Raw genomic sequence first — 26,975 nt, 5'->3', positions numbered from 1 at the left:
CTGCAGAACAAGAAGCCCCCGTCCAGCCCGCTGCGTCCCCTATCCGCAGTGGGTTGGGCGGGGGCTTTTTTCAACTCAACGAATGTTGTCGAGTCAGCCTTGGCCGGGAATGTCCCCCCAGTGATTGCTGCCTTCCCGCGTAAGGAGCCGGTGCGAGCAGTCCGATAAAGTCCTGGGTCCGCTGCAGGCCCTGCACCGTACTGGACGTTTGCATCGACAAGTCGGAGACCGCTTCGAAAAGCTCCGGATCCGAGCTGCCGGTGGTTGCCAGCTCGGTCAGGATGGCTTGCGTCCTGAACTCGACCATGTCGATGTCTGCCGAAAGATGTTCGTAAGTGTTGCTTAACGCCTCGGCATTCATCCCCTGCGCTGCATCGATGAATTCCCTTCCCGTCTGGAACAGCCCCCGAGTTTGCGCTCCCAGTTTTTCAGAGACTGCCTCGATCACCTTGTCCTCGACCTTGGCGCGCGCCATTTTGGTCAAACGTGATCGACCGTCGGCTGTGCGCGGATCATGCGCTGCCAATTCCAGTTTCACTGTGGCAAGACTCAGCTTCTTTTTCGGCTCGACGCTTTCAACCAAAGCCTTGGGATTCAATTCGCTGCCTTTGAAATGGATAGGTCGGTTCAACTGATAGGTGTCCACCAATTTGTCGATGGCTGCACCCGCCAACTTATCGCCGACCTTGGTGCCAATCTTGCCCCCAAGAGAACCGGCTACCGGTCCGAACACGTTGCCCATTGCAGTGCCAATCGTGCCCCCTGCGGCTTGAGCGCCTGCGCTGAACATGCTGCTGGCCAGTTGCGTCCCGACGCGCCTGACAAGGGCCTGAAACCGGTGTCGCGCCTGAGTGTGATTAAGCAATGAATTTCTGACGTCCGCTGCCGCCGAGGTCATCGTGCTCATTAATGCCTGCTGCTTTTGCACACTGTCAGCCAATTCAGATGTGGCGGTCTTTCCGCCACCATCGGTGTCGACATGGCCCATGGGCGAGTTACCCACCATCTGGTACAGGTTCGGCCCGTCGATAAAGCCTTTCGGGTCAGGATTCAACCAGCGCTGCAACCACGGCATGTAATAGCGATAGCCATAATAATAGAGACCTGTGGCATCGCGTTCCTTGCCCGAATAACGCAGGGTTTTGTAACTGGCCTCGGTGTCCTTGCTCCACGCCGTTTCACCGAACGGGAAGAATGTTTCTTGACTGATGAGCCGGGCATCCTCGCCCAGTTCCAGGCAGGTCGATCCGAGATGATCCGTCAGCGTGTACCGATAATGGTCATTGGAACCGGTGGGCGGAGCACTTTCCCAGTGCAGCACGTGTACACGGCTGATGTGGCCCTCGACGCAGATCACTTGCAGTTGCTCACCGGTGGCCGTGTCGGTGCGTAGCTCCAGCCCAGGCAAATAGCGCACCTGGGCCGTGACGCCGCGGGCATTCGTCTGGAGTGAGCGAATCTTGCGCACACGTTGGCCGGCACCGTCGTAGTAATAGTGTTCACGGTCATTGGGTCCGCTGGCACGTTCGACCGGCGTGACCGATTGCAACTGATTACGCAGATTCCACGTCAATGAACTCCCCGCATACAGCGCTCGCAAATTGCCACGGGGATCGAACGCCGCGGCAATCTCCTCTTCCGTCGGTGGCACGCCATTACGGTAAGGCAAACAGCGATTACTTGATCGCGCAGCTTTGAGCTCGCGGCCATTGCGCGCGCCAACATGCGTCAGCAGCAGCAGATTGCCGGATTCATCGTAGTTGAAGGTCTGTCGATAATTGCTCACTGCTGCCGGATCGTCACGTCCGATGGACGCCGGACCTTGAGTAGCAGCACCTGCTTTCCAACCGGTGGCCACATACAACTGGTAGAAGCTGTCGTAGTCGAAACGACTGACAGGATCGATACGCTGGTTGGCGAAATACCGGATCGGCAGTGCCTTGTCCTCGATGCTCAGCAAGTTGCCCATCGGGTCATAGTCGTAGATCAGATGTTGCAATATCTCGGCCCCGGCTTTCCTCGCATGGCGGGTTAGCAGAAGACCGTCCTCGGGCTGATAGGTCAGCGTCGTCAGCACACCATTGCCCGCCAGTTCCTGAGTGACTTGCCCATCAGCGTTGTAACGAATGTCGCTCACCAGCGTTAGCGCTTTGGTCTGGTGCCGCAATTGCAGATGGCAGGCGCGCAACTGACCGTCGAGCGTCAACTCGCGGCCATGGTGATTATCACGCGCATCGACTTGTTCGAGTACCTGCCCCAGCGGCCCGAAGCGCCAGCGGGTCTTGGCACCGTCGCCGGGTTCCAGCAAGCGCTGGCGGTCATCAACGTTTTGCGGCCAATCGGCGACGCTGTGGTCGAGGGTGAAGTGCCGTGTGCTTTCAATGCATTGCCCACTGATTGCAAAGCTTTGCGAGCACACACTACCCGCCGGATCATCGTGCCGAATCAACTGGCCCAGCTGATTCCGCGAGGTATCACCCGCGCCGGGCTGACCGTAAGTGAGACGTTCGACGCACCGCCGAGGCTCGGATGCACCTTCTTCGAACACGGCAATCGGACGCAGCAGCGGGTCGTGTTGCACCTCGCGCCAGGTTTCTCGACTGTCCCAGTCGTACAGCGTCTCGGCACCTGGCCCGTACAACGCCAGCTGCGTACCGGCATCGACGCTGTCGGAGCGCAGCGTTTGCCCGATCAACGAATAAAGGGTGCGCAGATTCGCAGGCGTCAGCGGCTCGGTCGTTTGCAGTGCCCACAGGCGCGGATCCCACTGTTCAACAACCCTTCCGGCAGCGTCACGCATCGTGCGATTGATGCGGGCTTGAGCAGGGCAAAGGTCTTCGGCACGCCAATAACCAACCGTCCGAATCTGCAATCCGCGCGGGTCGCTTACCGAAAGCGTCGGTGTTTTGCCATGCTTGTTCATCAGCTTGCTCCCGGCACTACCGTTAACCATGCTTCTGGGCATCAGAGCATCCGCGCTTTGCGATTTTCAACTGTCAGAAATTACAGTATCGACTGACGGTACATTCGGAATACGCGCGAATGTCCATTGTGCCGGCCCTCCGGTAGGATGGTACTCACGAACCAAGGAGCGTTCCCTCATGTTCATCGGCATCCTGCTGATCATCACCTGGTTGATTCTGCTGCTGCGCTATCCCGCCAAGGCTGTGCCGGTCTCCGTGGCCGCGGCTATCGGTCTGGGCCTGGTGGCCGTGTGGGTGGTGTGGCTGGACAACCGCGAACTCAAGCAACTGGCGCGTCTGGAGATGCGCATTGCCTACGCCCCTGAACAGTGCCCGGCGGATCGCCCGTTGCAACTGAAAATGAAAAACGGCAACGACGTGCCTTTGACCGAACTGCGCTGGCGCATCGCAGCCTATGCGCCGGGTGACACGGTGAATCTGGCCGACAACCAATACACCGCGCCACGCTATCGCGGCCCCGGTGAATTGCAGGCCGGCGGCGACTGGGAAGACTGCTTGCCGATGCCACCGCTGCGCCCCGGTTACCGTCCGCAAACCCTGGAGTTTCGCGCCGAGCGCTTGCAGGGCAGTTTCTCCGACTGATCCCCTTCCCCACTTTTTTGCACAAGGAATGCGCCATGCCCGTTGCGTTGATTACCGGTTGCTCCAGCGGCATTGGCCGCGCCCTCGCCGATGCGTTCAAAGCCGCCGGTTACGAAGTCTGGGCCAGTGCGCGCAAGCCTGATGATGTTGCGACCCTCGCCGCTGCCGGGTTCACCGCCATCGCGCTGGATGTCAATGACAGCGTGGCGCTGGAACAACTCGCCGAGCGCATCAACCAGCAACACGGCGGCCTCGACGTGCTGATCAATAATGCCGGTTATGGCGCGATGGGGCCGCTGCTCGATGGCGGCGTGCCGGCCATGCAGCGTCAGTTCGAAACCAATGTGTTCTCGATTGTCGGCGTGACTCGTGCACTGTTCCCGGTGCTGCGCCGGGCCAAGGGGCTGGTGGTGAATATCGGCAGTGTGTCGGGGGTTCTGGTGACGCCGTTCGCCGGCGCCTACTGCGCTTCGAAAGCGGCGGTGCATGCCTTGAGCGATGCGTTGCGCATGGAGCTGGCGCCGTTCGGCATTCGCGTGATGGAGGTACAGCCGGGGGCGATCCAGTCGAGCTTCGCCAAGAATGCCGGGCATGAGGCCGAGCAACTGATCAACGAACAGTCGCCGTGGTTTCCATTGCGTGAGGGGATTCGCGCGCGGGCCAAGGCCTCGCAGGACAAACCGACGCCGGCCACTGAGTTTGCGGCGCAATTACTCAAGGCTGTGCAGCAGGGCACGCCGCCAAGATTGATCCGCATTGGCAATGGCAGCCGCGCGTTGCCGTTGCTGGCGACGTTGTTGCCCAAGGGGTTGCTGGAGTCGACGTTGATGAAACGGTTCGGGTTGCGCGGCCAGCTCTGAGACCGAGGTGCTCCTATCGCGGGCAAGCCACGCTCCCACAGGGTTTTGCGGTGTACACGGATATCCAGAGCGACACAAAAACTGTGGGAGCGTGGCTTGCCCGCGAAGAGGCCGGAACAATCACTCGAGATCCTCAGCCCCAACCCTTCATGAAATCAATAAACGCCCGCACCTTCAGCGGCAAATGCCGGGTATCCGGGTACAACGCGTAAACACCCTGTTGGGCAAAGCGGTAATCGGCGAGCAATCGCACCAATCGCCCCGCCTGCAGATCCTCCTGAATCAACCACTGCGGCAAAATCGCCACGCCTTGCCCGGTCAGCGCAAACGCTCTGAGCGTCGCCGAGTTGTCGGCGACGATGGCGGTGGTTCCCGGTTTTGGCTGGTAGACATGCTCGCTGCCGGTCGGGTCGGTAACGGTCATTTCCGGGACGCGGCCATGGCCCAGCGTCGGCATCGACTCCAGCGTCGCCAGCGTGGCAACCGGCGCAAAGCGCTCGACCAGCTGCGGCGCGGCCACCGCAAACACTTCGAACGTCGACAACTGCACCGCGCGCAGGTTGGAATCGTGCATGCGCCCCAGACGGATCGCCATGTCGAAGCGTTCGGAGATCAGATCGGCGTGGGTCGAGGACGTCGACAGGTGAATGTTCAATTGCGGCTGTTGCTGGCGAAACACTTCCAGCGCCGGCACCACCTGGGCCAGGGCAAATTCCACGGTGGTGGTGATGCGCAGCGTACCCTTGAGTTGCGAGTGCTCCGAGCGCGCCTCCTCGATCGCCAGTCGCGCTTCGTCGAGGGTGCGCAGGCAGCGCCGATAGAAGCGCTCGCCGGCATCGGTCAGGGCCAGTTGCCGGGTGTTGCGCGTGAGCAAGGTGACGCCCAGTTCTTCTTCCAGGCGCTTGAGATTGAAGCTCACCACCGCCCGGGTCTGGCCCAGAGTATCGGCGGCAGCCGTCAACGACCCGGCCTCGACCACGGCTTTGAAAGTGTCAAAACGGTCCAGGCTGACCATGTCCAGTGCGCTCTCTGTCAAAATAATTTTGACAAACTAGCAGGCAAACCAGCGTTTTCCTAACGCCACAAGCGCCCTACCCTGCACGTCTCATCACAGGGAAGCTGCCATGGCCTATCGCTCGAAAGTCGCGCTGGTGTATCTGTTCGGGTTCGCCCTCGACCTGTTGAACATGTTCGCCTCGAGCATTGCCTACCCGGACATCGCCCGGGAATTACAGGCCTCGGTGACGCAATTGGCGTGGATCACCAACGCCTACATGCTCGGGCTGACGCTGGTCATTCCGCTGAGCGTGTGGCTGGCAGCGCGGCTGGGCGAGCGGCGGTTGATACTCGGCTCGCTGCTGCTGTTCGGCATCGCCTCGGGGCTGGTGGCCCAGGCCGGGTCGATTGAAAGCCTGATCGGCTGGCGTTTGCTGCAAGGGCTCGGTGGCGGCTTGTTGTTGCCGATCGGTCAGGCCTTGGCCTATCGGCAATTTCCAGCGGCGCAACGCGCGCACCTGACCGGCGTAGTGCTGATGGTCGCGTTAATGGTGCCGGCCCTGTCACCGGCGGCGGGTGGCCTGATCGTCGAGGCGTTGTCGTGGCGCTGGATTTTCTACCTGAACATGCCAATGGCGCTGCTCGCGTTCGGTCTGGGTCTGCTGTGGTTGAAAGCGGATCAACCCGGTACGCAACGCCCGACACTGGATGTGCGCGGTTTGCTGCTGGCTGTGACAGCCCTGAGTCTGTTGTTGATTGCCGTGAGCCTGGCAAGCGCCGCCGCTACCCGTCACCTCGCCGGCGGCGTTCTGCTGCTCGGCGCCGTCACCTTGGGGCTGTACCTGCGTGATGGCTGGCACAAACCTGACGCGGTGCTCGACCTGCAACTGCTCAAGAGTCCGTCGTTGCGCCTGGCGATGTTGATCTACCTGTTCGTGCCCGGGGTGTTTACCGGCACCAACATGATTGCCGTGTTGTACCTGCACGACCTCGGTTTCGGCGCCGCGCAGACCGGTGCGCTGATGCTGTCCTGGGCGGCCGCATCGGGGGTGGCGATCATGCTCGGCAAACGCAGTTTCAACCGCATTGGCCCCAAACCGTTACTGATCACCGGGATGCTTTTGCAGTGCCTGGGGATTGTCCTGCTGATGCGCATCGAACAACCCGCCGCCGCGCCGCTGGTCATTGCCTATGCCTTGATGGGACTGGGCGGCAGCCTGTGCAGCGTAACCGCGCAGAGCCTGGCGTTTGTCGGCGTCGCGCCAGAAAAAATGGGGCATTCCAGCGCTCTGTGGAACATCAATCGCCAGCTCGGTTTCTGTCTCGGCGCGGCGCTGCTCAGTTCGCTGTTGGGCGCACTGGGCGGCAACGGATTCAAATACTGCTTTGTCGCGGCGGCCTTGCTCACCTTGCTGCCCATGATAGCCGTGCTGCGTTTCGACGCCTCCAAAGTGCTCGCCCTTTTGAGCTCACCTTCCCTCCAGGAAAAATCCACATGACTGACTACAACGAATATTTTGATGAAGTGATCCAGGCCCACCTGGTCATCGAACGATGGTTTGCCGTGGAACAGGATCCGGCGGAACTTGCGCGCTTGCTGAGTCGGTTCTCGGCGGATTTTTCCATGGTCACGCCGCTGGGCCGGGTGCTGGATATCGAAGCCTTGCGCGGGCTGTTTCAGGCGGCGGGCGGGAACAAGCCCGGGTTCAGGATCGAGCTCAGTGAGCTGCGCGGGATTGCCCTGCATGCGCATGGCGCGACGCTGAGTTATCGCGAGCAGCAGAGCGATGCGAGCGGGTTGCACACCGATCGCCGGTCGACGGTGGTGTTTGAAAAGAGCCAGGACGGGCGGGTGCTGTGGCGGCATTTGCAGGAGACGTTTTGCCAAGGTTGATGGAATCCCATTGTGGCGAGGGAGCTTGCTCCCGCTCGGCTGCGTAGCAGTCGCCAAACCTGTCTACGCGGTGTGTCTGACCTCACTGGCGAGCAGGTTTGGGGCTGCTGCGCAGCCCAGCGGGAGCAAGCTCCCTCACCACTGGGTTACTCGACAGCGTCTTGCTTCACCACCACCGTGCAAGTAATCCCCGCCGCCAACAACACCCCCTCCGGCACTTCATCAATGTGAATGCGCACCGGCACTCGCTGCGCCAGACGTACCCAGTTGAACGTCGGGTTGACGTCGGCGATCAGCTCACGGCTTTCCGGGTTGTCGCGGTCGTAGATGCCGCGAGAGATGCTCTCCACGTGGCCCTTCAATACTTCGCCGCTCATCAGTTGCATGTCGGCCTTGTCACCTACGCGCACGTGCGGCAGTTTGGTCTCTTCGAAGAAGCCGTAGACCCAGAACGAGTTCATGTCGACCACGGCCATTTTCGCTTCGCCGATGCGCGCGTAGTCGCCGCGATGCACGTTGAGGTTGGTCACGTAGCCATCCACCGCTGCGCGCACTTCAGTGCGTTTGAGGTTGAGTTCGGCGGCTTCCAGTTGCGCTTGTGCGTGTTGATAATCGGCCAGCGCGGCGTCGGCGATGTTGCTGGCGTCGTCGCGGTTTTCCTTGGAGATCACCAGATTGTCGAGGTCGGCGCGGCGATGCGCATTGACCTTGCGCATCTCCCAGGTCGACTTGCGCGAAGCCACCAGCGACTGCGCCTTCTTGACCGCGATGCGGTAGTGCTCCGGGTCGATCTGCATCAGCAGGTCGCCCTTCTTCACCAACTGGTTGTCGCGCACCGGCACATCAATGACTTCACCGGTGACGTCGGCGGCGACGTTGATGATGTCGGCACGAACGCGGCCGTCACGGGTCCACGGCGTATTCATGTAGTGCTCCCACAGGGTCCGGCCGATCCACAGCGCCAGGGCCAGCACCAGCAGGGTCGCGAGCAGGCTGAAAAACTTTTTCATCAGAGCGTTCTCAACGGTAGACAGTCAGCGCCATGGCGCCGAACAGACAGGTAAACAGACTCAGGCGCAGCAACGCCGGGTGCCAGAAAAAACGGTACAGATCAAACCCCGACAGGAACCGGTCCAGCGCCCAGGCCAGCGCCGCAGCGACAAAAAACATCAGGGTCATGGTCGGCATGTACACGCCGTGGAAGGCGATTTCACGAGGCATGGGCAAGTCCTTCGGGCTAGGCGACGGCATAGGCGGCGAGTGGTGATTGCGGGTCGAGCAATGAGGTGCGGATAAAGTGCAGGTAGCTCTTCACCCGGCGCAGCGCGGACGTGTCGAAATGCGGCGCGAACGGCTCATCGGTCGCGGCGACCCGGCTGATCGCGTGATCGACCGCCACCAGTGCGCGCTCCAGATTGCTCGGGTTCGGTTGCAGGAACAGCCGCACCAGCGCCCGGCCCATCACACGAATCGCCTGACGCCACGGCTGCGATTCGGCGTACGCCGGGTGCACCGGGAGGATCGCCTGTTCCTTGCGCAACTCGATGATCGCGTGGCCGACTTCCAGCACCACGAACATCCAGCGCAGCAGGTTTTTCTGCACGGTCGGCTGACCTGCCGCCAGACCGTAAGCCTGGTGCAGCAGATCACGGGTACGACTCTCGAAACTTGACGCCAGGCCCTTGAGTTTGCCGCTGATCGCATAGACCACTTGCTCACGCAGATCCTGCTCCAGGCGCTTCCACAACCAGCGGCTGTTCGGCGGCAGAATGATCGCCCCCGCCGCCGCGCACACCAGCATGCCCATGACCATGGCGATGTAGTCATTGATGAAGGTGTAGGGGTTGTAGATGGTCAGGTTGTCCGGCACCGAACCGGTGCTGAAGAAGATCAACAAACCGAGACCGACCCCGGCATATTTCGGCCGCGAAGCGAGGAACGAGCCGAGCACGATCACCGGCGCGAGCATCACGCACAGCAGCGGAAAACCGTCGATCCACGGGAAGATGAAAAACATCTCGACGAAGCCGATCAGCGCCCCGAGGAACGTCCCGCAGGCCATTTGAAAAGCCATGCGTTTCGGGTTCGGCGTGGCGGCGGACAGGCCCACGGTGGCGGCAGCGATCAGGGTCATGGTCGCGCCGCTCGGCCACGCGGTGGCGACCCAGTAACTGCCGAGCACGATCAGGATGAACGACGCGCGAATACCTGAAGCGGCAGCGGCCCACCAGTTGGTTTGCGGGGTGAACGGCTCGTCCCAGCGCTCGCGTTCGTGGCGGTGATCGGCCAGCGACGCGTGGGTCTGTGCATAACTGTGCAGGTCATCGACGAAGCGATAGAGCAGCTCGTACGCGGTATGGAAATCCAGTTGTTCGGCTTCACTCGGATCGGTTTCCTGGAAAATACCGCGCAAGGTTCGCACGCGCGTCGGCAGGCCTTCCTTGTACGCGGCCAATGCCGTCGCCAGACGTGCGGCATCCGGGCTGGTGAGGGCGCGGCCACTGAAGCCGTCGAGCACTTCGGCCAGATCCTGCAGACCCGGCCGGATCGCGGCCACCACGTGTTCTTCACCATTGCCACGCAGACGTTCGAGCAACTGATGCAGCGCGTTGAAGCGGGTGGTGATGCCCATGAATTCGCTGTTCAAGCGGCTGAGGCGACCGTTGCGCCGACGCATGTGCGGGTCTTCGAACACGGTCACGCTGCGCAGCCCTTCCAGGCCCACCGCTTCGGCGATAAAGCGCACGTTGCTCGCTTCGAACGACTCGGCTTTGCTGCGCCCGCGCAGGCCATCGGTGACGAACAGCGCGAATACACCGAAGCGCTGATACAGCGCGTTGCGCATCGCCGCGCTGGCGGTTTGCGGCAGGATCGCGGCGCTGACCACGGTCGAGCAGAGAATCCCCAGCGAGATCTCCAGCACCCGCCACACGGCGGCCATGAACGCGCCGTCCGGGTGCGCCAGCGCCGGCAATCCGACCATCGCTGCGGTGTAGCCGGCAAGGACAAAACCGTAGGCGCGAAAGTTACGGCAACGTGCCGCACCGGCCGAGCAGATGCCGACCCAGATCGCCAGCGAACCGAGGAACAACTCGGTGTTCTGCGCGAACAGCGCGATCAGCGTGACCATCATCGCCGACCCGGCCAGCGTGCCGAGGAAACGATAGAAACTCTTGGCGAACACCTGGCCGCTCTGCGGCTGCATGACGATGAACACGGTGATCATCGCCGTACGCGGTTGCGGCAACTCCAGGCGCATCGCCAGCCACAGCGTGAGGAACGCGGCGAGCAAGACCTTGAAGATGTAGACCCAGGTCACGCCATCGCTGCGCGCCCAGTCAAACAAACCCCGACGCCATTCCAGGGAGTAGAGCCAGCGTAGAGGTGCGGGCAAGGGAGTCATTTGGACTTGCTCGATAAATGAAGGAAAAGTCTGTGAATCACGCAATTCCTGTGGCGAGGGAGCTTGCTCCCGCTTGAGTGCGCAGCGCTCACAAGATTTTTGGGGCTGCTGCGCAGCCCAGCGGGAGCAAGCTCCCTCGCCACAGGTTTGCGCATGCCGTCGGGATAGTGTTCACCGCAGCAGGGCCGGGGTTTTCGGGGCTGCCGTTTGCTCGGCAGTCGGCACGTCGTTGCCAGCCCCGAGGCCGCCACCCAGCGCCGTCACCAGTTCCGCATGCGCACTCAAGCGCGCGGCCTGCACCTGCTGCTGCACTTGCTGTTGCTTGAACAACAAGGTCTGCGCATTGAGCACGTTGAGGTAGTCAGTAAGGCCGCGCTCATAAGCGATCATCGCGATGTCGTAAGTCTTCTGCGCGGTGGCCACGGATTCGGCGGCGAAGGCTTGCTGCTTGTCCATCGACTCGCGGCGGATCAACTGGTCGGAGATGTTCTTCAGCGCATTGACCAGCGTCTGGTTGTAATGCGCCACGGCGATGTCATACCCGGCGGACGCTTCGCCCAGCTCACTGCGCAAACGCCCACCGTCGAAGATCGGCAGCGAGATCGCCGGGCCGACGTTGTAGTTGAGCTTCTTGCCGGTCAAAAACTCCAGCGCCCCGCCACCGGTGGCCATGTAGCCGAGGCTGCCGACCAGATCGACGTTGGGATAAAACCCGGCATGCGCCACATCGATACCGCGTGCCTGCGCCGCTACTTGCCAGCGACTGGCAACCACGTCCGGGCGCTGACCGAGCAGCTCGGCAGGCAAGGCCGATGGCAGTTTCAACGCAGCACCCAGCGCCAGAGTCGGCCGCTGCAACTTCGCCCCGTCGCCCGGGCCTTTGCCCGCCAGCGCGGCGATCTGGTTACGGCTCAGGGCAATTTCTTCGTCCAGCGCATCCAGTTGCCGATGGGTTTCCGGCAATGGCGTTTCGGCCTGGCTGACTTCGAAGTGCGTGCCGATGCCGCCGTCCAGTCGCTTCTGCGCCAGGTCGAGAATCTGCTGTTGTTGCTTGAGCGTCGCGGCGACGATGTCGCGCTGGGCGTAATGCAGCGACAACTCGATGTAGGCGCGCACGATATTGCTCTGCAATTCCAGCTGCGCCAGCCGCGCTTCGGCGGCGCTCATGTGCGCCAGATCCACCGCGCGCTCGCTGGCGTTGCTTTCGCGGCCCCAGAGGTCGAGGGCGTAGCTGAAGCCCAGCGCGGCGTTGTTGTCCCAGGTGGTGGTGTTGGCCAGCTCGCCCGGACCGTAGAACTGATCGGTCGGCCAGTTGTGGCGCTTGAGCGTCGACTCGCCCTTGATCTGCAACGACTCGGCCGCTTCGGCGACACCGGCCATGGCCTTGGCCTGACGCACTCGCGCAGCGGCCATGGCCATGCTCGGGCTGCCCTGCACGGCAAGATCGATCCAGTGATTGAGTTGCGGGTCGCCGTAGGCTTGCCACCATTGTGCGGTGGGCCAGTGTGCGTCACGGGCGGCATGGGCGATGGCGTCGTCAGTGGCCAGTGCGTCGGCTTCCAATGCCGTGCTATGCGGGGCAATTCCTTGCGTTGAGATGCAGCCGCTGAGACCCAGGGTAAAAGCCAGAACACTGAGCGGCAAAAGCGCTCTGATGATGCGACGCGGCACAGCTGCGAATTCCTGAAAGAGGATAAGGCGGGGCGTGCTCCCTCTGTAGGAGCTGCCGCAGGCTGCGATCTTCTGATCTTGATTCCCTTAAAACAAAATCAAAAGATCGCAGCCTTCGGCAGCTCCTACAGGGAACGGCGCAATTCTAGGGGGCGGCCTGAACGGCGATAAGCTGGGATTCCTGTGAATCTTTGTTACCGTTAACGAGATAATCCCTTGGTCGGGGGTCTCAGCCCCTGAAACTTCGTGTCACAATTTGCCATCTCCCTTGAGAGCACCCCATGGACACATTGCAAAACATGCGCGCCTTCAGTTGCGTGGCCGAAGCCGGCAGCTTCACCGCCGCCGCCGTGCAACTCGACACCACCACGGCCAACGTCTCGCGCGCGGTCTCCAACCTGGAAGCCCACCTGCAAACCCGCCTGCTCAATCGCACGACCCGGCGCATCGCCCTGACCGAGGCCGGCAAGCGCTACCTGCTGCGCTGCGAACAGATCCTGGCCTATGTCGAAGAAGCCGAAGCCGAGGCCAGCCAGGCCCACGCGCGCCCCGCCGGCCAGTTGAAAGTGCACACCATGACCGGCATCGGCCAGCACTTCGTGATCGACGCCATCGCCCGCTACCGCAAGACCCACCCGGACGTGACCTTCGACCTGACCATGGCCAACCGCGTGCCGGACCTGCTCGACGAGGGCTACGACGTGTCCATCGTGCTGGCCAGCGAACTGCCGGACTCGGGCTTCGTCTCGCAACGCCTGGGCATCACCTACAGCATCGTCTGCGCCTCCCCGGCCTACGTGAAAGCCAACGGTTGCGCGCAAAAACCCAGCGACCTGCTGAACCACGCCTGCCTGCGCCTCGTCAGCCCGGTGATCCCCCTGGAAAAGTGGGCCTTCAACGGCCCCGACGGCCAGGAAATGGTCACCATCAACAGCTCGCCGTTCCTGGTGAACTCCGCCGACGCGATGAAAGCCGCGATCATCAGCGGCATGGGCGTCGGCGTCCTGCCGGTGTACGCCGCCATTGAAGGGCTGCGCAACGGCACGCTGGTACGGATGATGCCCAACTACCGCTCGCAGGAACTCAACCTGTACGCGATCTACCCGTCGCGGCAGTACCTGGATGCGAAGATCAAGACCTGGGTCGAGTATTTGCGCGGGTCACTGCCGGAAATCCTCGCCGCGCATCAGGCAGAACTGGCCGCCTACGAGTTAAGCGGCAGCCTCGCCGGAGCCCGCGTCGCCAACTGATTTTCAACACACAGTGTTCACTGTAGGAGCTGCCGCAGGCTGCGATCTTTTGACCTTGATGTTTAAAAATCAAAAGATCGCAGCCTACGGCAGCTCCTACAGAAGCGGTGATTTGGAGGGAGTTTTCCGACAGGTTTTGACGGTTGTGGGTCGGAAGTGGGGTGGATAGGCTCAGGGGGTCGTTGACGAATCAACGACCGGACTTGGTCGTCCGGGTTTAGAATGGCGCACTTTTCAAGCTTGCTTAATGGCGAGCTGTGCGTGGGAGGGCCTTGGCCCTGCCGGGTTTCCATTCCCTGGTCGACCAACCTGCGTACGGTTCGCCACCCCTATTGCTTGGTCGCAGTACGTGGCGAACTCCACATCCCGAATGGAGTTCCACCATGATCAAACCCACACCCAATCCGCCCCAAGCGGAAAGCACCTCCCCCTACGAATCCCTCGATTCAAAAAAACTCCACGACGCCGCCGAACGCGCCCTCGACCACTACCTGAAACCTTCCGCCGCCGCGGTGAGATTCCACAAACCCAGCAGCATGTTCCAGGTCGCCCCCGACATGGACAACGAAAGCCTGCTGGTCCACGCCTGCGAATCACTGGCCTCGGCAAGCATCATGACCAGCGACATTGCGGCCTATGTCGAAAGCCCGCAGCGACAGACGATACTGGCGATCCAGCAAATCATCATGCTGGCCGAGCTGGCGGTGAATCGGGTGCTGGATAACCACGAAATCTCGCAGTCTTCAACACACAACTAATCCCCCTGCTCGCGAAAGCGTCAGCCCATTCAATATTTTTGGTGCCTGACACACCGCTTTCGCGAGCAGGCTCGCTCCCACAGTTGGAATGACTGTGTTCAGTTGGAGACTGGTCGGCTCGTAGGCCGCTATCGCTGGCAAGCCAGCTTCCACAGTGACTGGATGCATTCAGTTGAAGTCTGCTCGGCTGTCAGGCCGCCATCGCTGGCAAGCCAGCTCCCACAGGGATTGAGTGAATTCAGTTAGATCCAGGTCGGCTGTCAGGCCGCCATCGCGAGCAGGCTCACTCCTACAGAAAAGCAAAGCAGTCCAGACAGACCGCATGCTCTTCACCACTCAAATGGCCGAGTGTCAGCTCGCCGAAAGCTTTTGATCTTGCCGTGCCGGCCCCATCGGCAGGCTGAGTGGAGGGGTTTATCCGGGGGTAGGCGCGCAGCGCCATGCGGCGAAGCCGCATACATCGAGAGGAGGTGCAGCGAAGCAAACCGGAGGCGATGCCCCCGGATGAATCCCGCAGCGAAGGAACCCGAGCCTAAGCGAGGGCCGTACGCCGGGGCCAAGCCTTTTGGTTACTTTTCGGCGTCTGGAAAAGTGACTCGCTGTAAGAGCGAAACCGTCAGCCGCAACACCCGAAGCAACGGATATGCCCCCCATCAACCCAAAACATGGTCGGCCCAGAGGCCGCCAAGACAACCCAAAACAGAAATGTTAGCTTGCTTGGCAATAAAGCCCCGAAGCCGAGCCCATAGCGATGAAAAAAACAGTCCTGGCCTTCAGCCGCATCACCCCGCCCATGATCGAGCGCCTGCAGCAAGAGTTCGATGTCATCGTCCCCAACCCAAAGAACGGCGACATCAACGCCCAATTCAACGAAGCCCTCCCCCACGCCCACGGCCTGATCGGCGTCGGCCGCAAACTCGGCAAAGCCCAACTCGAAACCGCCGAAAAACTCGAAGTGGTCTCCAGCGTCTCCGTCGGCTACGACAACTACGACCTCGACTACTTCAATGAACGCGGGATCATGCTCACCAACACCCCGGACGTGCTCACTGAAAGCACCGCCGACCTCGCCTTCGCCCTGATCATGAGCAGCGCCCGCCGCGTCGCCGAACTCGACGCCTGGACCAAGGCCGGCCAATGGCAAGCCAGCGTCGGCGCGCCGCTGTTCGGTTGTGACGTCCACGGCAAGACCCTGGGCATCGTCGGCATGGGCAACATCGGCGCCGCCGTCGCCCGCCGGGGCCATTTCGGTTTCAACATGCCGATCCTCTACAGCGGCAACAGCCGCAAGCCGGAACTGGAACAACAACTCGGCGCGCAATTTCGCAGCCTCGACCAACTGCTGGCCGAAGCCGACTTCGTTTGCCTGGTGGTGCCGCTCAGCGACAAGACCCGACACCTCATCAGCCACCGCGAACTGGCGCTGATGAAGCCAGGTGCGATTCTGGTCAACATCTCCCGTGGCCCGGTGGTCGACGAGCCGGCCCTGATCGAAGCCCTGCAAAACAATCGCATCCGTGGCGCCGGACTGGACGTCTACGAAAAAGAACCACTGGCCGAGTCGCCGCTGTTCCAGTTGAAAAATGCTGTGACATTGCCGCATATCGGCTCCGCCACGAATGAAACGCGCGAAGCCATGGCCAATCGTGCACTGGCCAATCTGCGCAGCGCGCTGCTCGGCGAACGCCCGCAGGACCTGGTCAATCCGCAAGTCTGGCGCGGATAAAAAATAACGGGCAAGTGCAGAACCGCACTTACCCGTTAGTTGCCGCACTACATAACTTGAAATTGAACAACAAAGCCAATTAAACAACAGCATTATAAGCTCTGCCTGGCAATCGAAGTATCGACCACTGCTATGGAGAGCTAATACCGTGAACAATCTGACAACCGACAAAATTATTCGCTACAGCAAAGTTATATTGATGACTTACATCAGCTTCTTTGGTGTATTGGTAATGATTCATAACTTTACCGACTATGATTCGAACTACACGTACGTGGCTCATATCCTGAGCATGGACACTACCGCCGCCAGTGAGTCCATAAAATACCGAGCCATTGACTCGCCAATGATTCATCACCGGATCTATTGGTTCATCATCACGCTGGAAGTAACGTATACGACGTTGTGCCTGATAGGCACCTATCAACTCTATCGGCACATCAACGCGCCTGCAGAGGTATTCCACGAGGCAAAAAAGTTCTCGATCATGGGAATACTGGCGGCAATATTCATTTATTACGTGTGCCTGCAAACCGTGGGTGTGGAATGGTTTGACATGGACACTTCACAATCATGGAATGCCAAAGACTGGGCCCGGCATATCGTAGACTTCATGTTGCCGGTGATGATTTACATCACCTTGAAAGTCGAGCGCTGATGTTCAGTGATCGTTTGTTTCATACCAACTTCCCCTGCACCGGCGCCACCAGCGTTTTCGGCTTACGAAACACCAAGACATTACCCAGCATCACCAACACCAGCCCGAGCAACGCCGGTGCCGTCCACTGATAACCTTCAGCAAACGCTGACACGTTCAGCGCCACCACCGGGAACAGCACCGTGCAGTAAGCGGCGCGCTCCGGCCCCATGCGCCCGACCAGCGTCAGGTACGCGGTAAACCCGATCACCGAACCCGGGATCACCAGATACAGCAGCGCCCCGACATAACGCGGCGACCAGTCCATATCGAATGGAATGCCTTTGACCAGGCACCACACCGACAACATCGCCGCGCCATAGGCCATGCCCCAGGCGTTGGTGGTCAAGGGTTTCAGACCGGCCTTCTGCTGCAGGCTCGAGAGCATATTGCCCGCCGAGAAACACAGAGTGCCGCACAGCGCCAAGCCAAGACCCAGCAACGTTTCGGGGCTGGCGTGATGGCCGGCCAGTTCCGGCCAGAACAGCATTCCCAGACCGAACAAACCGAGCGCCCCGCCCATCAGCACGTTACGGGCGATGCGCTGACCGAAGAACACCCGGGCATTGAGCGCGTTCCACAAAGTGGCTGTGGAAAACACCACCGCCACCAGTCCGCTGGGAATCCACTGGCTGGCGGTCAGAAAGCACATGAAGTTGACGCAGAACAGACACAAGCCCTGCGCCACGCAGATCAGATGCCCCCGCCGGTTCATCGGTTGCAGCCGCCGACTGAGCAGCAACAGCGCAAACAGCACCAGCGCGGCGAGACCGAAGCGATAGACGATCGACACCGGTATCGCGACCACGCCCAATTGCCATTTCAGGGCAATCCAGGTGGTGCCCCAGATCAGCACGGTCAGCAGATACAGCGAAAGGTTCATGACGAGACTCCTGAGGACACCGGACACTCTGTGGCGAGCGAGCTTGCTCGCGCTTGAGTGCACAGCACTCACTGATGGGCTGCTGCGCAGCCCGGCGGGAGCAAGCTCCCTCGCCACAGGGTTGTGTTGAATGGAAATTCAGGGTGCAGCAGGCAGGAGCGGGGCGCTTGCAGATTCTTGCGCTTTTGTCGCTCGACAGGCTGGCAGCGCGCCGGCTACGGAGTAGGATGCAAGGCGTTGGAGAGAACCGCACATGGCCGCTATCGATACCCTGCAAGTCTTTCAAGCCCTCAACCGCTCGCCGAACGCACGCCTTGTGCACAGCGCCGAGCTCGGTGACGGCTTGTCTGCGGCCCTGTGGACCAACCACCACGACGCCCAGGAATACGCAGCGCCGAGCCACCACACCCTGTCCTGCTACATCGCCGGTGGCACCGGGACGTTTCGTCGCGGTCAACCGGGGCGCAAGGGTGGGCCGGACAAGCTGTGCATCCTGCCGGCGGATCATGAATCCGGTTGGGTGATCAACGGCGATATCCGCCTCGCTCATCTGTATTTCAGTGCCGAGCAGTTTGCGTTGGGGTGCGTCACCTTGCTCGATCGCGAGCCGCGAGAGATGCAACTGCGTGAGCAGACCTTTCTGGAAGATCCACAGCAGGCCGGACGCTTTCGGCAGTTACTGACGCTGAATTGGGACGAACCTGCCGAACGCTTGCTGACCAGCAGCATCGCCCATGAATTGATCAGCCATACCCTGCTCAGCCAGGTCGGCGCCCGGCAGGGTTTGCGCCTCAAGGGCGGACTGGCGCCCCATCAGCGGCGGCAACTGGTCGAGTTCATCGACAATCAGTTGGCCGAGCCGATCAGCCTCGGGCAACTGGCCGGATTGTGTGCGCTGTCGGAATACCACTTTGCGCGGATGTTTCGCGTGAGCTTCGGTTTGCCGCCGCATCAGTACGTGCTGGCACGGCGCTTGAGCCGGGCGCGGGAATTGTTGCGCGGCACGGCGTTGCCGCTGGGGGAGATTGCACTGGCGTGCGGGTTTGCCAGTGCCAGCCATTTCACCAACCGGTTTCGGCAGGTATTGGGTGGGACGCCGGGGGAATATCGGCAGGCGTTTTTGCGCTAGAGGCGAATGTTTTCGCTGTCTGTCAGGGCCTTATCGCTGGCAAGCCAGCTCCCACAATGTCTCCGTTCAAAACATTTTTGCTCGACCGTGAACCTGTGGGAGCTGGCTTGCCAGCGATGAACGATGACGCGGTCCCCGATCAGAACTCCAGCGTACTGGAGAGCGAAATCTGCCGCGAATCGCCCATCGACACAAAGAACCGGCTCGCCGCCGAGGTGTAGTAGGTGCGGTCGAACAGGTTCTTCACGTTGAGCTGGAACTTGACCTTCTGCCCTTCGAGTCTGGTGTCGTAAGTGGCAAACGCATCGGCCACGGTGTAGCTCGGCAGGTCGAAATCATTCACCGCATTGCCCGCGCGTTCGCCGACATACCGCGCCCCGGCACCGACCCGCAGTTGATCACCACCGATCACGCTGCCGAAGTCATACACCGCCGACAATGAGCCGCTGTTCTTCGCCACGTTTTGCAGGCGATTGCCTTTGTAGTCCGGGTCTTCGGTGACCTCGGCATCGGTGTAGGCATAGGCGCCGATCAGGCTCCAGCGGTCGGTCAGTTGACCGGTCAGGTCCAGTTCAAGACCCCGGGAACGCACTTCGCCGGCGGCGCTGTAGATCGTGGTCGGGCCTTCGGCGTTGGCCACCAGCACGTTGCGTTTCTTGATGTCGAACAGCGCAATGTTGCCGGTGATGCGCCCTGGAATATCCAGCCGCGCCCCCAGCTCCCACGACTTGGCTTCTTCCGGCGCGATGCTGCCGTCGAGCACGGTGCTGCTGCCGCTGAGCGGGGCAATGGTCGAGTTGGGTTTGAACGATTCGGTGTAGCTGCCGTAGAACGACAACTCGTCGGTGTAGCGATACACCAGGCCCGCACGCGGTACGAACTTCTGCCCGTCGCTGTCGGTGTTGGCCTTGAACGGCACGCCTTTGCCGGCGTACTGGTCGTACTCCTGGAAGCGTCCGCCGGCGACCAGAATCCACTGATCATTGAGATGGATCGAGTCCTGCAGAAACACCGAATCGCTGCGCAGCAGATCGGTCTGCGCGCTGTCCGCCGCGCTGACGGTGGTGCCTTCGACTTCACGGCCATACACCGGATTGACGTAGCTGAAGGTGCTCAGGCTTTTCTGGCGGATCAGGTCGGCGCGGTAGATCTTGCGGTACTCGTCGTCGACGCCGAACACCAGGTCATGCTGCATGCCCAGCACATTGACCTTGCCTTCGAGGCTGGCGGTGGTGAAACGGTCAGTGCTGATCGCGCCTTGCGTGCCGTCCATGCTGCGGGTCAGCGTGCCTTTCTTGGTGTCGATAGCGGTCACGCGCACCTGGCTGGCGTCGTAGGTCTCGCGGTTCCAGCTGTAGCCGAAGTGAGCTTTCCAGTCGTCATTGAGTTCGTGGTCGGCCTCGAAATGGTACAGGTCCGAGCGGCCTTCCATGTCGTTGAACGGCTCGTCCAGACGCTCGTTGCGCGAGATGTCCAGCGGGTGGTTGGTGCGCGGATCGATCAGCGTGCCACGGTCGAACGGCGTGAGAAACTCACGGTGTTCGTAGGAGAACAACAGCTTGGTGCGTTCGCCGTACCAGGCCAGCGATGGCGCGATCAGCGTCTCGCGGTGAGTGCCGAAATTGCGCCAGTAATCTTCGTCTTCGTGATCCAGCACCATGCGATACGCCAGGCCGGAATCGCCCAGCGCGCCGGTGCTGTCGAAGCTGCCGCCGCTGCCGTTCTTGCCGTCGCCGTAGGTGGAGCCACGCAGGGTCAGGGCGTTGTATTGGGTCAGTTCGGGTTTCTTGCTGACCAGGTTGACCACCCCGCCCGGGTCCTGGATTCCGTAAAGCAACGAGGCCGGGCCCTTGAGCACTTCGACGCGATCAACGGTTTCGTTCATCCCGCGGCCCTGCACGATCGGCATGCCGTCGCGCATGATCGAGCCATTGCGGTTGTCGCCGAAACCGCGGGTCATCACCGAATCCTGGGTGCTGCCCAAGGTGTTGCCCTGAGTGATGCCGCTGACGTTGGCCAGCGCATCGTCGAGATTGCGCGGGGTCTGATCGCGGATCACCTGGGCCGGGATCACGTTGACGGTCTGCGGAATTTCCTGCAGCGAAGCCGAAGAGCGCATCACCGAACTGGTTTGCGGCGGCTGGTAGCTCATCGAGTCGTCGCGCATCGAGGTGATGGTGGTTGCGCCGAGATTCAGCGCCCCTTCGGTGGGCTGCGGTTCCAGCGCCAGGGTATGGCTGTCGGTGCGGCGGAAGGTCATGCCGGAGCCGCTGAGCAGGTGTTGCAGCGCTTGTTCGGCACTCATCTGGCCGCTGACGGCCGGGGCGTTAATGCCGTACGGCGCCTCATCGGTGTAGACCACGCTCTGCCCGGTGACGCGGCTGAAATCGCTCAGGGCTTGCGGCAGCGGTTTGGCGCTCAGGGAAAAAATGAACTGCTTCTGCGTCGGGCTGCTGACGGTTTCAGCGGCGAGAACCACGCTCATCGGCAATAGCGCCAATGCCGAAAAACTCAATGCCGAAACGCCCAACCACTGTTTGACCGAACCCGATTTTGCCCTGGACTTCATTGCTCAATGACCTGTGTAGAACCGCAACGGATGCGAATGACTCGCAGTTTCAGTCACTACACGGATGGGGCTGTGGTTTACCTCACCACTCATTTGAAAATATTTTTCAGAAGCAAAAGATCGCAGCCTGCGGCAGCTCCTACAGGTATACGCGATCCCCTGTAGGAGCTGCCGCAGGCTGCGATCTTTTGACGTTGATTCAGCGCAGAATAATCAGATGCCCCAACACCTGATGCTGCTCAAACCCCAGCACACCCTGCAACGAACTCAACACCGCCTGCGGATCCTTGCTCGGAAAACTGCCGCTGACCTTGCGTGCCGCCAATTCATCATTGAGCACAACAATCCGCCCCGGATAATAGCGCCGCAAGTCCTCCACCACATCGGCCAGCGACGCCTTGTAGTAATTCAGCCAGCCCTGACGCCAGGCCAGTTGCGCTTCGCTGTCCACCGCGTGCAGTTTTTCTGCACTGCCCTGCCCGTAAGCCACTTGCTGGCCGGCGGTCAGAATCTGCTGTTGCGCGTTGCGATTCGCCGTCACGCCAACGCGCCCCGACAGCACCGTGACCTGCGCGCCATGGGGTTGCAGGCGTACTTCGAATTGCGTGCCGAGCACTCGCGCCTGGCCTTTCTCGGCTTCGACCACGAACGGCTCGCCGGTGTGCGTCACACTGAAAAACCCGGCGCCGCGTCGCAACTGCACCCGCCGCTCGCCATGGCTGAAATCCACCGCGATAGCGCTGTCGGCGTCCAGCGTGACTTGTGATTGATCGGCCAGTGTTACGGTGCGGATCTCGCCCGGTGCCGAAACGTAATCGGCACCCAGATCATCGATCCAGCGCTGCGGTTGCCAGCCCGTGCCGAGGCTGACCATCAGCAACAGGCACGCGGCCATCGCCAACGCGCCCGACCAGCGCACAAGTGCCGGGCGACGCGGACGATCCATCGCATTCAGGTAACCCTGCAACGCCAATGCGTCTTCAGCGGCCAAGGTACGCGCCGGGCTTTCGCTCAACTCCCAGAGCACTTGCGCCTGGGCATAAGCCTCGGCATGGGCCGGGTCAGCGCGCAGCCATTGGCTGAAGGTCAGTTGATCGCCGGTGCTCGGGTGGTCGTGCAACAGGCTCAGCCAGGCGAGCGCGGCCTGTTCCTGAGCGGGCGTCGGGGTGACGCGGTCGGTGTGATTCACGGTGCTTTCCCTGGCAGGCGTGGCGCGGGCTCGCGCAGGCTGGCCTTGCAGGCCTCGAGGGCGCGCATCATATGTTTTTCCACGGCGCTTTGGGACAGGCCCATGGCTTTGGCGATGTCCGCGTACTTGCGGCCGTGGATGCGATTGAGCAAAAAGATCTGCCGGGTGCGCTCGGGCAAGGCGCGCAATGCCGCTTCGACATGGCGCAGATCATTGCCCGCTTCGAGCGCGGCTTGCGGCTCGCTGCCGTGGCTGTCCGGCGCGTCCGGTTGCCAGCCCTCGTTGACCCGCACGCGCGTGCCTTCGCTGCGCAAATGATCGATGGCGATGTTGCCGGCGCAGCGCAAAAGGTAGGTGCTGAGTTCTTCGACTTGCACCAGCGGCCGCCGCCAGAAACGCAGAAACAGATCCTGCACCAGATCCGCCGCCGTGGCCCGGCAACCGACACGCCGGTTCACCAGCGCTTCCATCTGCGAGCGCTGCGACAGGAACACCTGAAGAAAATGCGCACGCGCCCCATGTGGTTCGTCGTCGCGGGATTCCGGGGGATGACCGATCAGCATGTCAGCACTGCGCCCAGGCGGCGACCGGGCTGGCCAGCAGGCTCAACCCGGCCAGCGCGAGGGCAAGACGTGGGCGATACGGCAGCAACAGCACCAACGCCAAGGCGCTGAGCATGAGTACCGCGAACCAGTCGACCAGACCGAAACTCCAGCCGTTTGCCCCGACTGCCGCCCAAAGCGACAGCCCGAGCAACAGCCAACCGGCGAGTTTCAGAATCCGTGCGCGTCGGGCCGAGGGTTTGTTGCCAAGCAGCTCATCGTGGTGCCGAGGCATCGACAGACACAACGCGCTGAACCCGGCGTAGCACAGCAACAATGCCAGCAACATCAGCTGGCCTCCTGCTCGAGCGCGATCGGTCGCGGCTTTTCCCGGGGTGTTTTTTTCACGCTGACGGCGCTGCCGGCACGCTGCATTTTCCATGCGGCCCAGCCGAGGAACAGGCCTGCGCCCAGGCACGTCAGATCAAAACCCGCCAGCGTCCAGTCACCTTGCACCAGCGTTACGCCGAGATTCCATGGCGTGGTCAGATTGATCAGCTGCACCGCGACAAACAGCACGGCAGCCAGCGCGAGCTGTTCGACCCAGGCCTTGCGTCCTTTGCGCAGCAACGCATGCACCACGCTCAACGCCCAGGCAATAAAAAACGCATTTACTTCCTGATCGGCGCGCCCGGCCAGATCTGCCGGCAACAGGCGATTGGCCAAAAAGAACACCGCCACCGCTACCACCAGCCCGGCCATGCTGGCGATGTTCAGCACTTCCACCAGACGCAATTCGAACGGCATCACGCCGCTCTTGGCGTGTTTGAGCTGACGCTTGCCAAGCCAGATCACCAGCCCGGTGCCGATCATCGCGGTACTCACCAGACCGCAGATGAAATACAGCCAGCGCAATGTCGCCCCGGCAAAGTGGCCCATGTGTAAACCGTAGAACGTGCCGCCGACCGCCATCGCCACTGGCTGCTCCGGGGTGTTGCCCAGGCGCTCGCCGGTGACGCCATTGAACGTCACCGCGCGCCCGAAATCGTGGACGACGCGGTCGCCACGGCGCGACAGCACCACCGAGGCATTCGCGTCCCCCGGGTTGTTCACCGTCAGCCGCGTGGTGCTGCCTCCCGCCCACTGCTCGCTGGCCTTGGCCAGCAGTGGTGCCATCGGGCTCAGCGGCGCCACCCGGTTGGCTGGCTCAGGGGTCCTCGATGCCGGGAAAACTTCGTCGTAAAAGGCGCGCACGTCGCCGTTATAGGACGCCAGAATGCTCGCCGGCATAACCATCGCCATGAAAATCACCAGGCTGCTGTAGGTGATCATCAAGTGAAACGGCAACACCAGCACGCCGACCGCGTTATGCCCGTCGAGCCATGAACGCTGGCCTTTGCGCGGGCGAAAGGTGAAGAAGTCCTTGAAGATTTTCTTGTGGGTGATGATGCCGGTGATCAGCCCGACGAACATCACCATCGCCGCCATCGTCGCCAGCCAACGGCCCCACGGATAGGGCATTTGCAGCTGAAAATGGAAGCGGTAGAAGAACTCGCCGCCCAGGCTTTCGCGGGCCTGGACTTCGCTGCCGGTCTGCGCGTCGAGTGTTCTGGATTCGAACTTGCCGCGCTCGCCCGGTGTATTCGGCGCCTGCTGCCAGCGCACCGTCAGACCGGGATCGCGGGCGTCGGGCAAGTCGATCAGCCAGCGCGAGGCACCGGTGGCGTGTTGTTGCAGGTAACTTTGCGCCAGGGTCAGGCTGGCTTCGGCATTGATGGGCCGCGCGGGAATTTCCGGCTGCATCCAGTGGCTGATCTCATCCTTGAAATAGGCCAGCGTCCCGGTGAGGAAAATCGCAAACAGCAGCCAGCCGAACACCAGCCCCGTCCAGGTGTGCAGCCAGGCCATCGACTGACGAAAGCCCTCTTTCATGCGTAGCCCAAGCCCCGTGCGGCGCCGGACACCGTCGCCAGAATTACGCTGGGCACCAGCAAACCGACCCACGCCGACCACGCCGTGCGGCAAGCGAAGCACCACAGCACCGCAACGAGATAGACCAGAAAGGAAATGGTCATGCCGGTCACCACCGCCTCGGCGCGGCTCAACGGCAGCCACATCGTCAGCGCGACACTGGCCAGCGCCGCGACCAGATAGCCGCCGAACACCGCCGCCAGCACCCGCGAGGTGACGGCCAGACGATAGGACATGGGAAGTGAGGCGAGTTTGCCTTTCATGTTTCGACCCTGAAACGAAAAACGTCCGGCCGACAAGCCGAACCAACAGACGAGCAATATTAATGATAAATATTCTCATACGCAAAAGCATCTGATTGCCGGACACCCTCGCCCGCCCCTACAATGCGAACAGTTCTTGTTCTCTAACGCATCGATCATGCGCCCGGAGTAATACCCTTGTCGTCCGCCCATCCCGTCGAATCGCTCTACCACGACCACCACAGCTGGCTCACCGGCTGGTTGCGGCGCAGGCTCGGCTGCCCGGACAGCGCGGCGGATCTGGCGCAAGACACGTTCATCCGCGTGCTCAGCGCCCGCGAACCCGTGACGATCATCGAACCGCGCGCGTTCCTGACCACCCTCGCCAAACGCGTGCTGTTCAATCATTACCGCCGCCAGGACCTGGAACGCGCCTACCTCGATACCCTGGCGCAGATGCCGGAAATGGTTGCGCCATCGGAAGAAGACAAAGCGATCATCCTGCAGACCCTGATCGAACTGGATCAGTTGCTCGATGGCTTGCCACGTCTGGTCAAGCGCGCCTTTTTGCTGGCGCAGGTCGATGGCCTGACTTATCCGCAAATCGCCGTCGAACTGGGCATCTCGGTGGCCACGGTCAAACGTCATCTGCAAAAAGCCGCCCTGCGCTGCTACTTCGCCCTATGAATCGCGCTCCGGATTTCTCTGCGCAAGTGGCCGAACAGGCCGTGCACTGGCTGTTGGAAATGCAGCAAGGCACGCTCTCCCCACGCCAGCAACAGGCCTGGCAACAATGGCTGGACGCCCACAGCGAACATCGTCGCGCGTGGGAGCACATGCAGCGGGTCAACCAGCGCTTGCGCGGCGTGGCGTCGCCATTGGCCCACTCCGCGTTGAACGGGCCGAAGTCTTCCAGTCGCCGTCAGGCGCTCAAATTGCTGCTGCTTCTCGGTGCCGGTTCTGCCGTCACCTGGGGCATGCGCGAGCACAATCCGCTGCCGACGCTGCTCGCCGATTACCGCAGTCCGCTGGGGGAGCGACGCAAGGTTGCGCTGGGCGCGGGCAGCCAGTTGCAGCTCAATACCGCGAGCGCGGCAGATGTGGATGTCGGACAACGGCTGATCCGTTTGCTGGAAGGCGAGATTCTGCTCAGCACCGTACACGCGTTCGAAGTGCGCACGGCCCAAGGTGTATTGAAAACAAACGCTGCCCGACTCAACGTCCGGCAATTTGCCGATCGCACGCAGGTGGCGTTGTTTGAAGGTCAGGCCGAACTCATCGCCCATGGCCGCGCACCAATGTCATTGTCCGTCGCCCGTCAGCTGAGCTTCAGCTCGACAGCGATCAGCGAATCCAGACCCTTGGATGCCAACAGCGGCGCCTGGGCCGAGGGCATGCTGGTTGCCGCGCACATGCGTCTGGGCGACTTCCTCGATGAACTCGCCCGTTATCGTCGGGGGCAGTTGCATTGTGATGCGAAGGTGGCCGACCTGCTGATCTCCGGGACTTATCCACTGGACGACAGCGAGCGGATTCTTGATCTGCTGCAAATCAGTCTGCCGGTGAAAGTGCGGCGGTTTACCCGTTATTGGGTGAGTGTCGAGGCCCGGGTTTAAAACAAAACTGTGG

General features: G+C 61.4%; 24 protein-coding genes. 11 read left to right on the top strand and 13 right to left on the bottom strand.

What is annotated here, in order from left to right:
- Window positions 1–70 precede the first annotated feature (70 nt).
- Entirely contained in the window at window positions 71–2,923 is a 2,853-nt protein-coding gene (locus ABV589_RS19915; RefSeq protein WP_367083200.1) for an RHS repeat-associated core domain-containing protein, read from the bottom strand.
- 178 nt (window positions 2,924–3,101) lie between these two features.
- Between ABV589_RS19915 and ABV589_RS19910 the strand changes: the two genes are divergently transcribed.
- Both ABV589_RS19910 and ABV589_RS19905 read left to right on the top strand, forming a co-directional pair.
- Entirely contained in the window at window positions 3,102–3,566 is a 465-nt protein-coding gene (locus ABV589_RS19910) for a hypothetical protein (RefSeq protein WP_007969553.1), read from the top strand.
- 35 nt (window positions 3,567–3,601) lie between these two features.
- Window positions 3,602–4,426, top strand: a complete 825-nt coding sequence (locus tag ABV589_RS19905) for an SDR family oxidoreductase (RefSeq protein WP_367083198.1) — start codon at window positions 3,602–3,604, stop codon at window positions 4,424–4,426.
- A 133-nt stretch (window positions 4,427–4,559) separates the two neighbouring features.
- On the opposite strand, the gene ABV589_RS19900 is transcribed toward ABV589_RS19905, so the two are convergent.
- Complete coding sequence (locus tag ABV589_RS19900) at window positions 4,560–5,441, bottom strand: LysR family transcriptional regulator (protein WP_367083197.1); 882 nt, start codon at window positions 5,439–5,441, stop codon at window positions 4,560–4,562.
- A gap of 109 nt (window positions 5,442–5,550) precedes the next feature.
- Between ABV589_RS19900 and ABV589_RS19895 the strand changes: the two genes are divergently transcribed.
- Window positions 5,551–6,921, top strand: coding sequence for an MFS transporter (locus ABV589_RS19895; protein ID WP_367083196.1), 1,371 nt, complete (start codon window positions 5,551–5,553; stop codon window positions 6,919–6,921).
- A complete protein-coding gene (locus tag ABV589_RS19890) occupies window positions 6,918–7,316 on the top strand; it encodes a DUF4440 domain-containing protein (protein ID WP_367083194.1) in 399 nt (132 codons plus the stop codon). The genes ABV589_RS19895 and ABV589_RS19890 overlap by 4 nt, the downstream gene beginning before the upstream one ends.
- 146 nt (window positions 7,317–7,462) lie before the next feature.
- On the opposite strand, the gene ABV589_RS19885 is transcribed toward ABV589_RS19890, so the two are convergent.
- The 4 genes from ABV589_RS19885 to ABV589_RS19870 form a co-directional block, all read right to left on the bottom strand.
- On the bottom strand, window positions 7,463–8,326 hold the full coding sequence (locus ABV589_RS19885) for an HlyD family secretion protein (RefSeq protein ID WP_367083193.1): 864 nt from the start codon (window positions 8,324–8,326) through the stop codon (window positions 7,463–7,465).
- 10 nt (window positions 8,327–8,336) lie between these two features.
- Window positions 8,337–8,537 (bottom strand): DUF1656 domain-containing protein, encoded by a 201-nt coding sequence (locus ABV589_RS19880; protein WP_003221811.1) that lies wholly within the window; start codon window positions 8,535–8,537, stop codon window positions 8,337–8,339.
- Window positions 8,538–8,553: 16 nt separating this feature from the next.
- Window positions 8,554–10,719, bottom strand: a complete 2,166-nt coding sequence (locus tag ABV589_RS19875; RefSeq protein ID WP_367083192.1) for an FUSC family protein — start codon at window positions 10,717–10,719, stop codon at window positions 8,554–8,556.
- 171 nt (window positions 10,720–10,890) lie between these two features.
- Window positions 10,891–12,390 (bottom strand): efflux transporter outer membrane subunit, encoded by a 1,500-nt coding sequence (locus tag ABV589_RS19870; RefSeq protein WP_367083190.1) that lies wholly within the window; start codon window positions 12,388–12,390, stop codon window positions 10,891–10,893.
- A gap of 281 nt (window positions 12,391–12,671) precedes the next feature.
- Here ABV589_RS19870 and ABV589_RS19865 point away from each other — a divergent pair, with 281 nt between their 5' ends.
- The 4 genes from ABV589_RS19865 (at window position 12,672) to ABV589_RS19850 (ending at window position 16,782) form a co-directional block, all read left to right on the top strand.
- The gene (locus ABV589_RS19865; protein ID WP_064586051.1) at window positions 12,672–13,640 is read left to right on the top strand and encodes a LysR family transcriptional regulator; all 969 of its coding nucleotides are present in this window, start codon (window positions 12,672–12,674) and stop codon (window positions 13,638–13,640) included.
- A 383-nt stretch (window positions 13,641–14,023) separates the two neighbouring features.
- On the top strand, window positions 14,024–14,398 hold the full coding sequence (locus ABV589_RS19860) for a DUF6124 family protein (protein WP_367083188.1): 375 nt from the start codon (window positions 14,024–14,026) through the stop codon (window positions 14,396–14,398).
- A gap of 751 nt (window positions 14,399–15,149) precedes the next feature.
- A complete protein-coding gene (locus tag ABV589_RS19855) occupies window positions 15,150–16,124 on the top strand; it encodes a D-glycerate dehydrogenase (RefSeq protein WP_007967524.1) in 975 nt (324 codons plus the stop codon).
- Window positions 16,125–16,272: 148 nt separating this feature from the next.
- Entirely contained in the window at window positions 16,273–16,782 is a 510-nt protein-coding gene (locus ABV589_RS19850; RefSeq protein WP_367083186.1) for a DUF2165 domain-containing protein, read from the top strand.
- A gap of 19 nt (window positions 16,783–16,801) precedes the next feature.
- Here the strand turns inward: ABV589_RS19850 and ABV589_RS19845 are convergent, their stop codons facing one another.
- The gene (locus ABV589_RS19845) at window positions 16,802–17,704 is read right to left on the bottom strand and encodes a DMT family transporter (RefSeq protein WP_367083185.1); all 903 of its coding nucleotides are present in this window, start codon (window positions 17,702–17,704) and stop codon (window positions 16,802–16,804) included.
- 253 nt (window positions 17,705–17,957) lie between these two features.
- Between ABV589_RS19845 and ABV589_RS19840 the strand changes: the two genes are divergently transcribed.
- Complete coding sequence (locus ABV589_RS19840) at window positions 17,958–18,833, top strand: AraC family transcriptional regulator (RefSeq protein ID WP_367083183.1); 876 nt, start codon at window positions 17,958–17,960, stop codon at window positions 18,831–18,833.
- Window positions 18,834–18,972: 139 nt separating this feature from the next.
- On the opposite strand, the gene ABV589_RS19835 is transcribed toward ABV589_RS19840, so the two are convergent.
- The 6 genes from ABV589_RS19835 to ABV589_RS19810 form a co-directional block, all read right to left on the bottom strand.
- Window positions 18,973–21,402 carry a TonB-dependent receptor gene (locus ABV589_RS19835; RefSeq protein ID WP_367083182.1) on the bottom strand — a complete coding sequence of 810 codons (2,430 nt, stop codon included), beginning with the start codon at window positions 21,400–21,402 and terminating at the stop codon, window positions 18,973–18,975.
- Between the two features lie 199 nt (window positions 21,403–21,601).
- On the bottom strand, window positions 21,602–22,591 hold the full coding sequence (locus tag ABV589_RS19830) for a FecR family protein (RefSeq protein ID WP_367083180.1): 990 nt from the start codon (window positions 22,589–22,591) through the stop codon (window positions 21,602–21,604).
- A complete protein-coding gene (locus ABV589_RS19825; RefSeq protein ID WP_003221797.1) occupies window positions 22,588–23,154 on the bottom strand; it encodes an RNA polymerase sigma factor in 567 nt (188 codons plus the stop codon). The genes ABV589_RS19830 and ABV589_RS19825 overlap by 4 nt, the downstream gene beginning before the upstream one ends.
- A gap of 1 nt (window position 23,155) precedes the next feature.
- Complete coding sequence (locus ABV589_RS19820; protein ID WP_367083178.1) at window positions 23,156–23,482, bottom strand: DUF3325 domain-containing protein; 327 nt, start codon at window positions 23,480–23,482, stop codon at window positions 23,156–23,158.
- Window positions 23,482–25,065, bottom strand: coding sequence for a PepSY-associated TM helix domain-containing protein (locus tag ABV589_RS19815; RefSeq protein ID WP_367083177.1), 1,584 nt, complete (start codon window positions 25,063–25,065; stop codon window positions 23,482–23,484). Before ABV589_RS19815 ends, ABV589_RS19820 begins: the two co-directional genes overlap by 1 nt.
- On the bottom strand, window positions 25,062–25,367 hold the full coding sequence (locus ABV589_RS19810; RefSeq protein WP_007967542.1) for a DUF3649 domain-containing protein: 306 nt from the start codon (window positions 25,365–25,367) through the stop codon (window positions 25,062–25,064). The genes ABV589_RS19815 and ABV589_RS19810 overlap by 4 nt, the downstream gene beginning before the upstream one ends.
- A gap of 177 nt (window positions 25,368–25,544) precedes the next feature.
- Here ABV589_RS19810 and ABV589_RS19805 point away from each other — a divergent pair, with 177 nt between their 5' ends.
- Window positions 25,545–26,033 carry a sigma-70 family RNA polymerase sigma factor gene (locus ABV589_RS19805; protein WP_367083176.1) on the top strand — a complete coding sequence of 163 codons (489 nt, stop codon included), beginning with the start codon at window positions 25,545–25,547 and terminating at the stop codon, window positions 26,031–26,033.
- On the top strand, window positions 26,030–26,962 hold the full coding sequence (locus ABV589_RS19800; protein WP_367083175.1) for a DUF4880 domain-containing protein: 933 nt from the start codon (window positions 26,030–26,032) through the stop codon (window positions 26,960–26,962). Before ABV589_RS19805 ends, ABV589_RS19800 begins: the two co-directional genes overlap by 4 nt.
- Window positions 26,963–26,975: the final 13 nt, after the last annotated feature.

It is taken from the genome of Pseudomonas sp. HOU2, from assembly GCF_040729435.1.
In the GTDB taxonomy this organism is placed as follows: domain Bacteria; phylum Pseudomonadota; class Gammaproteobacteria; order Pseudomonadales; family Pseudomonadaceae; genus Aquipseudomonas.
This window is presented reverse-complemented; position numbering and strand designations above follow the sequence as displayed.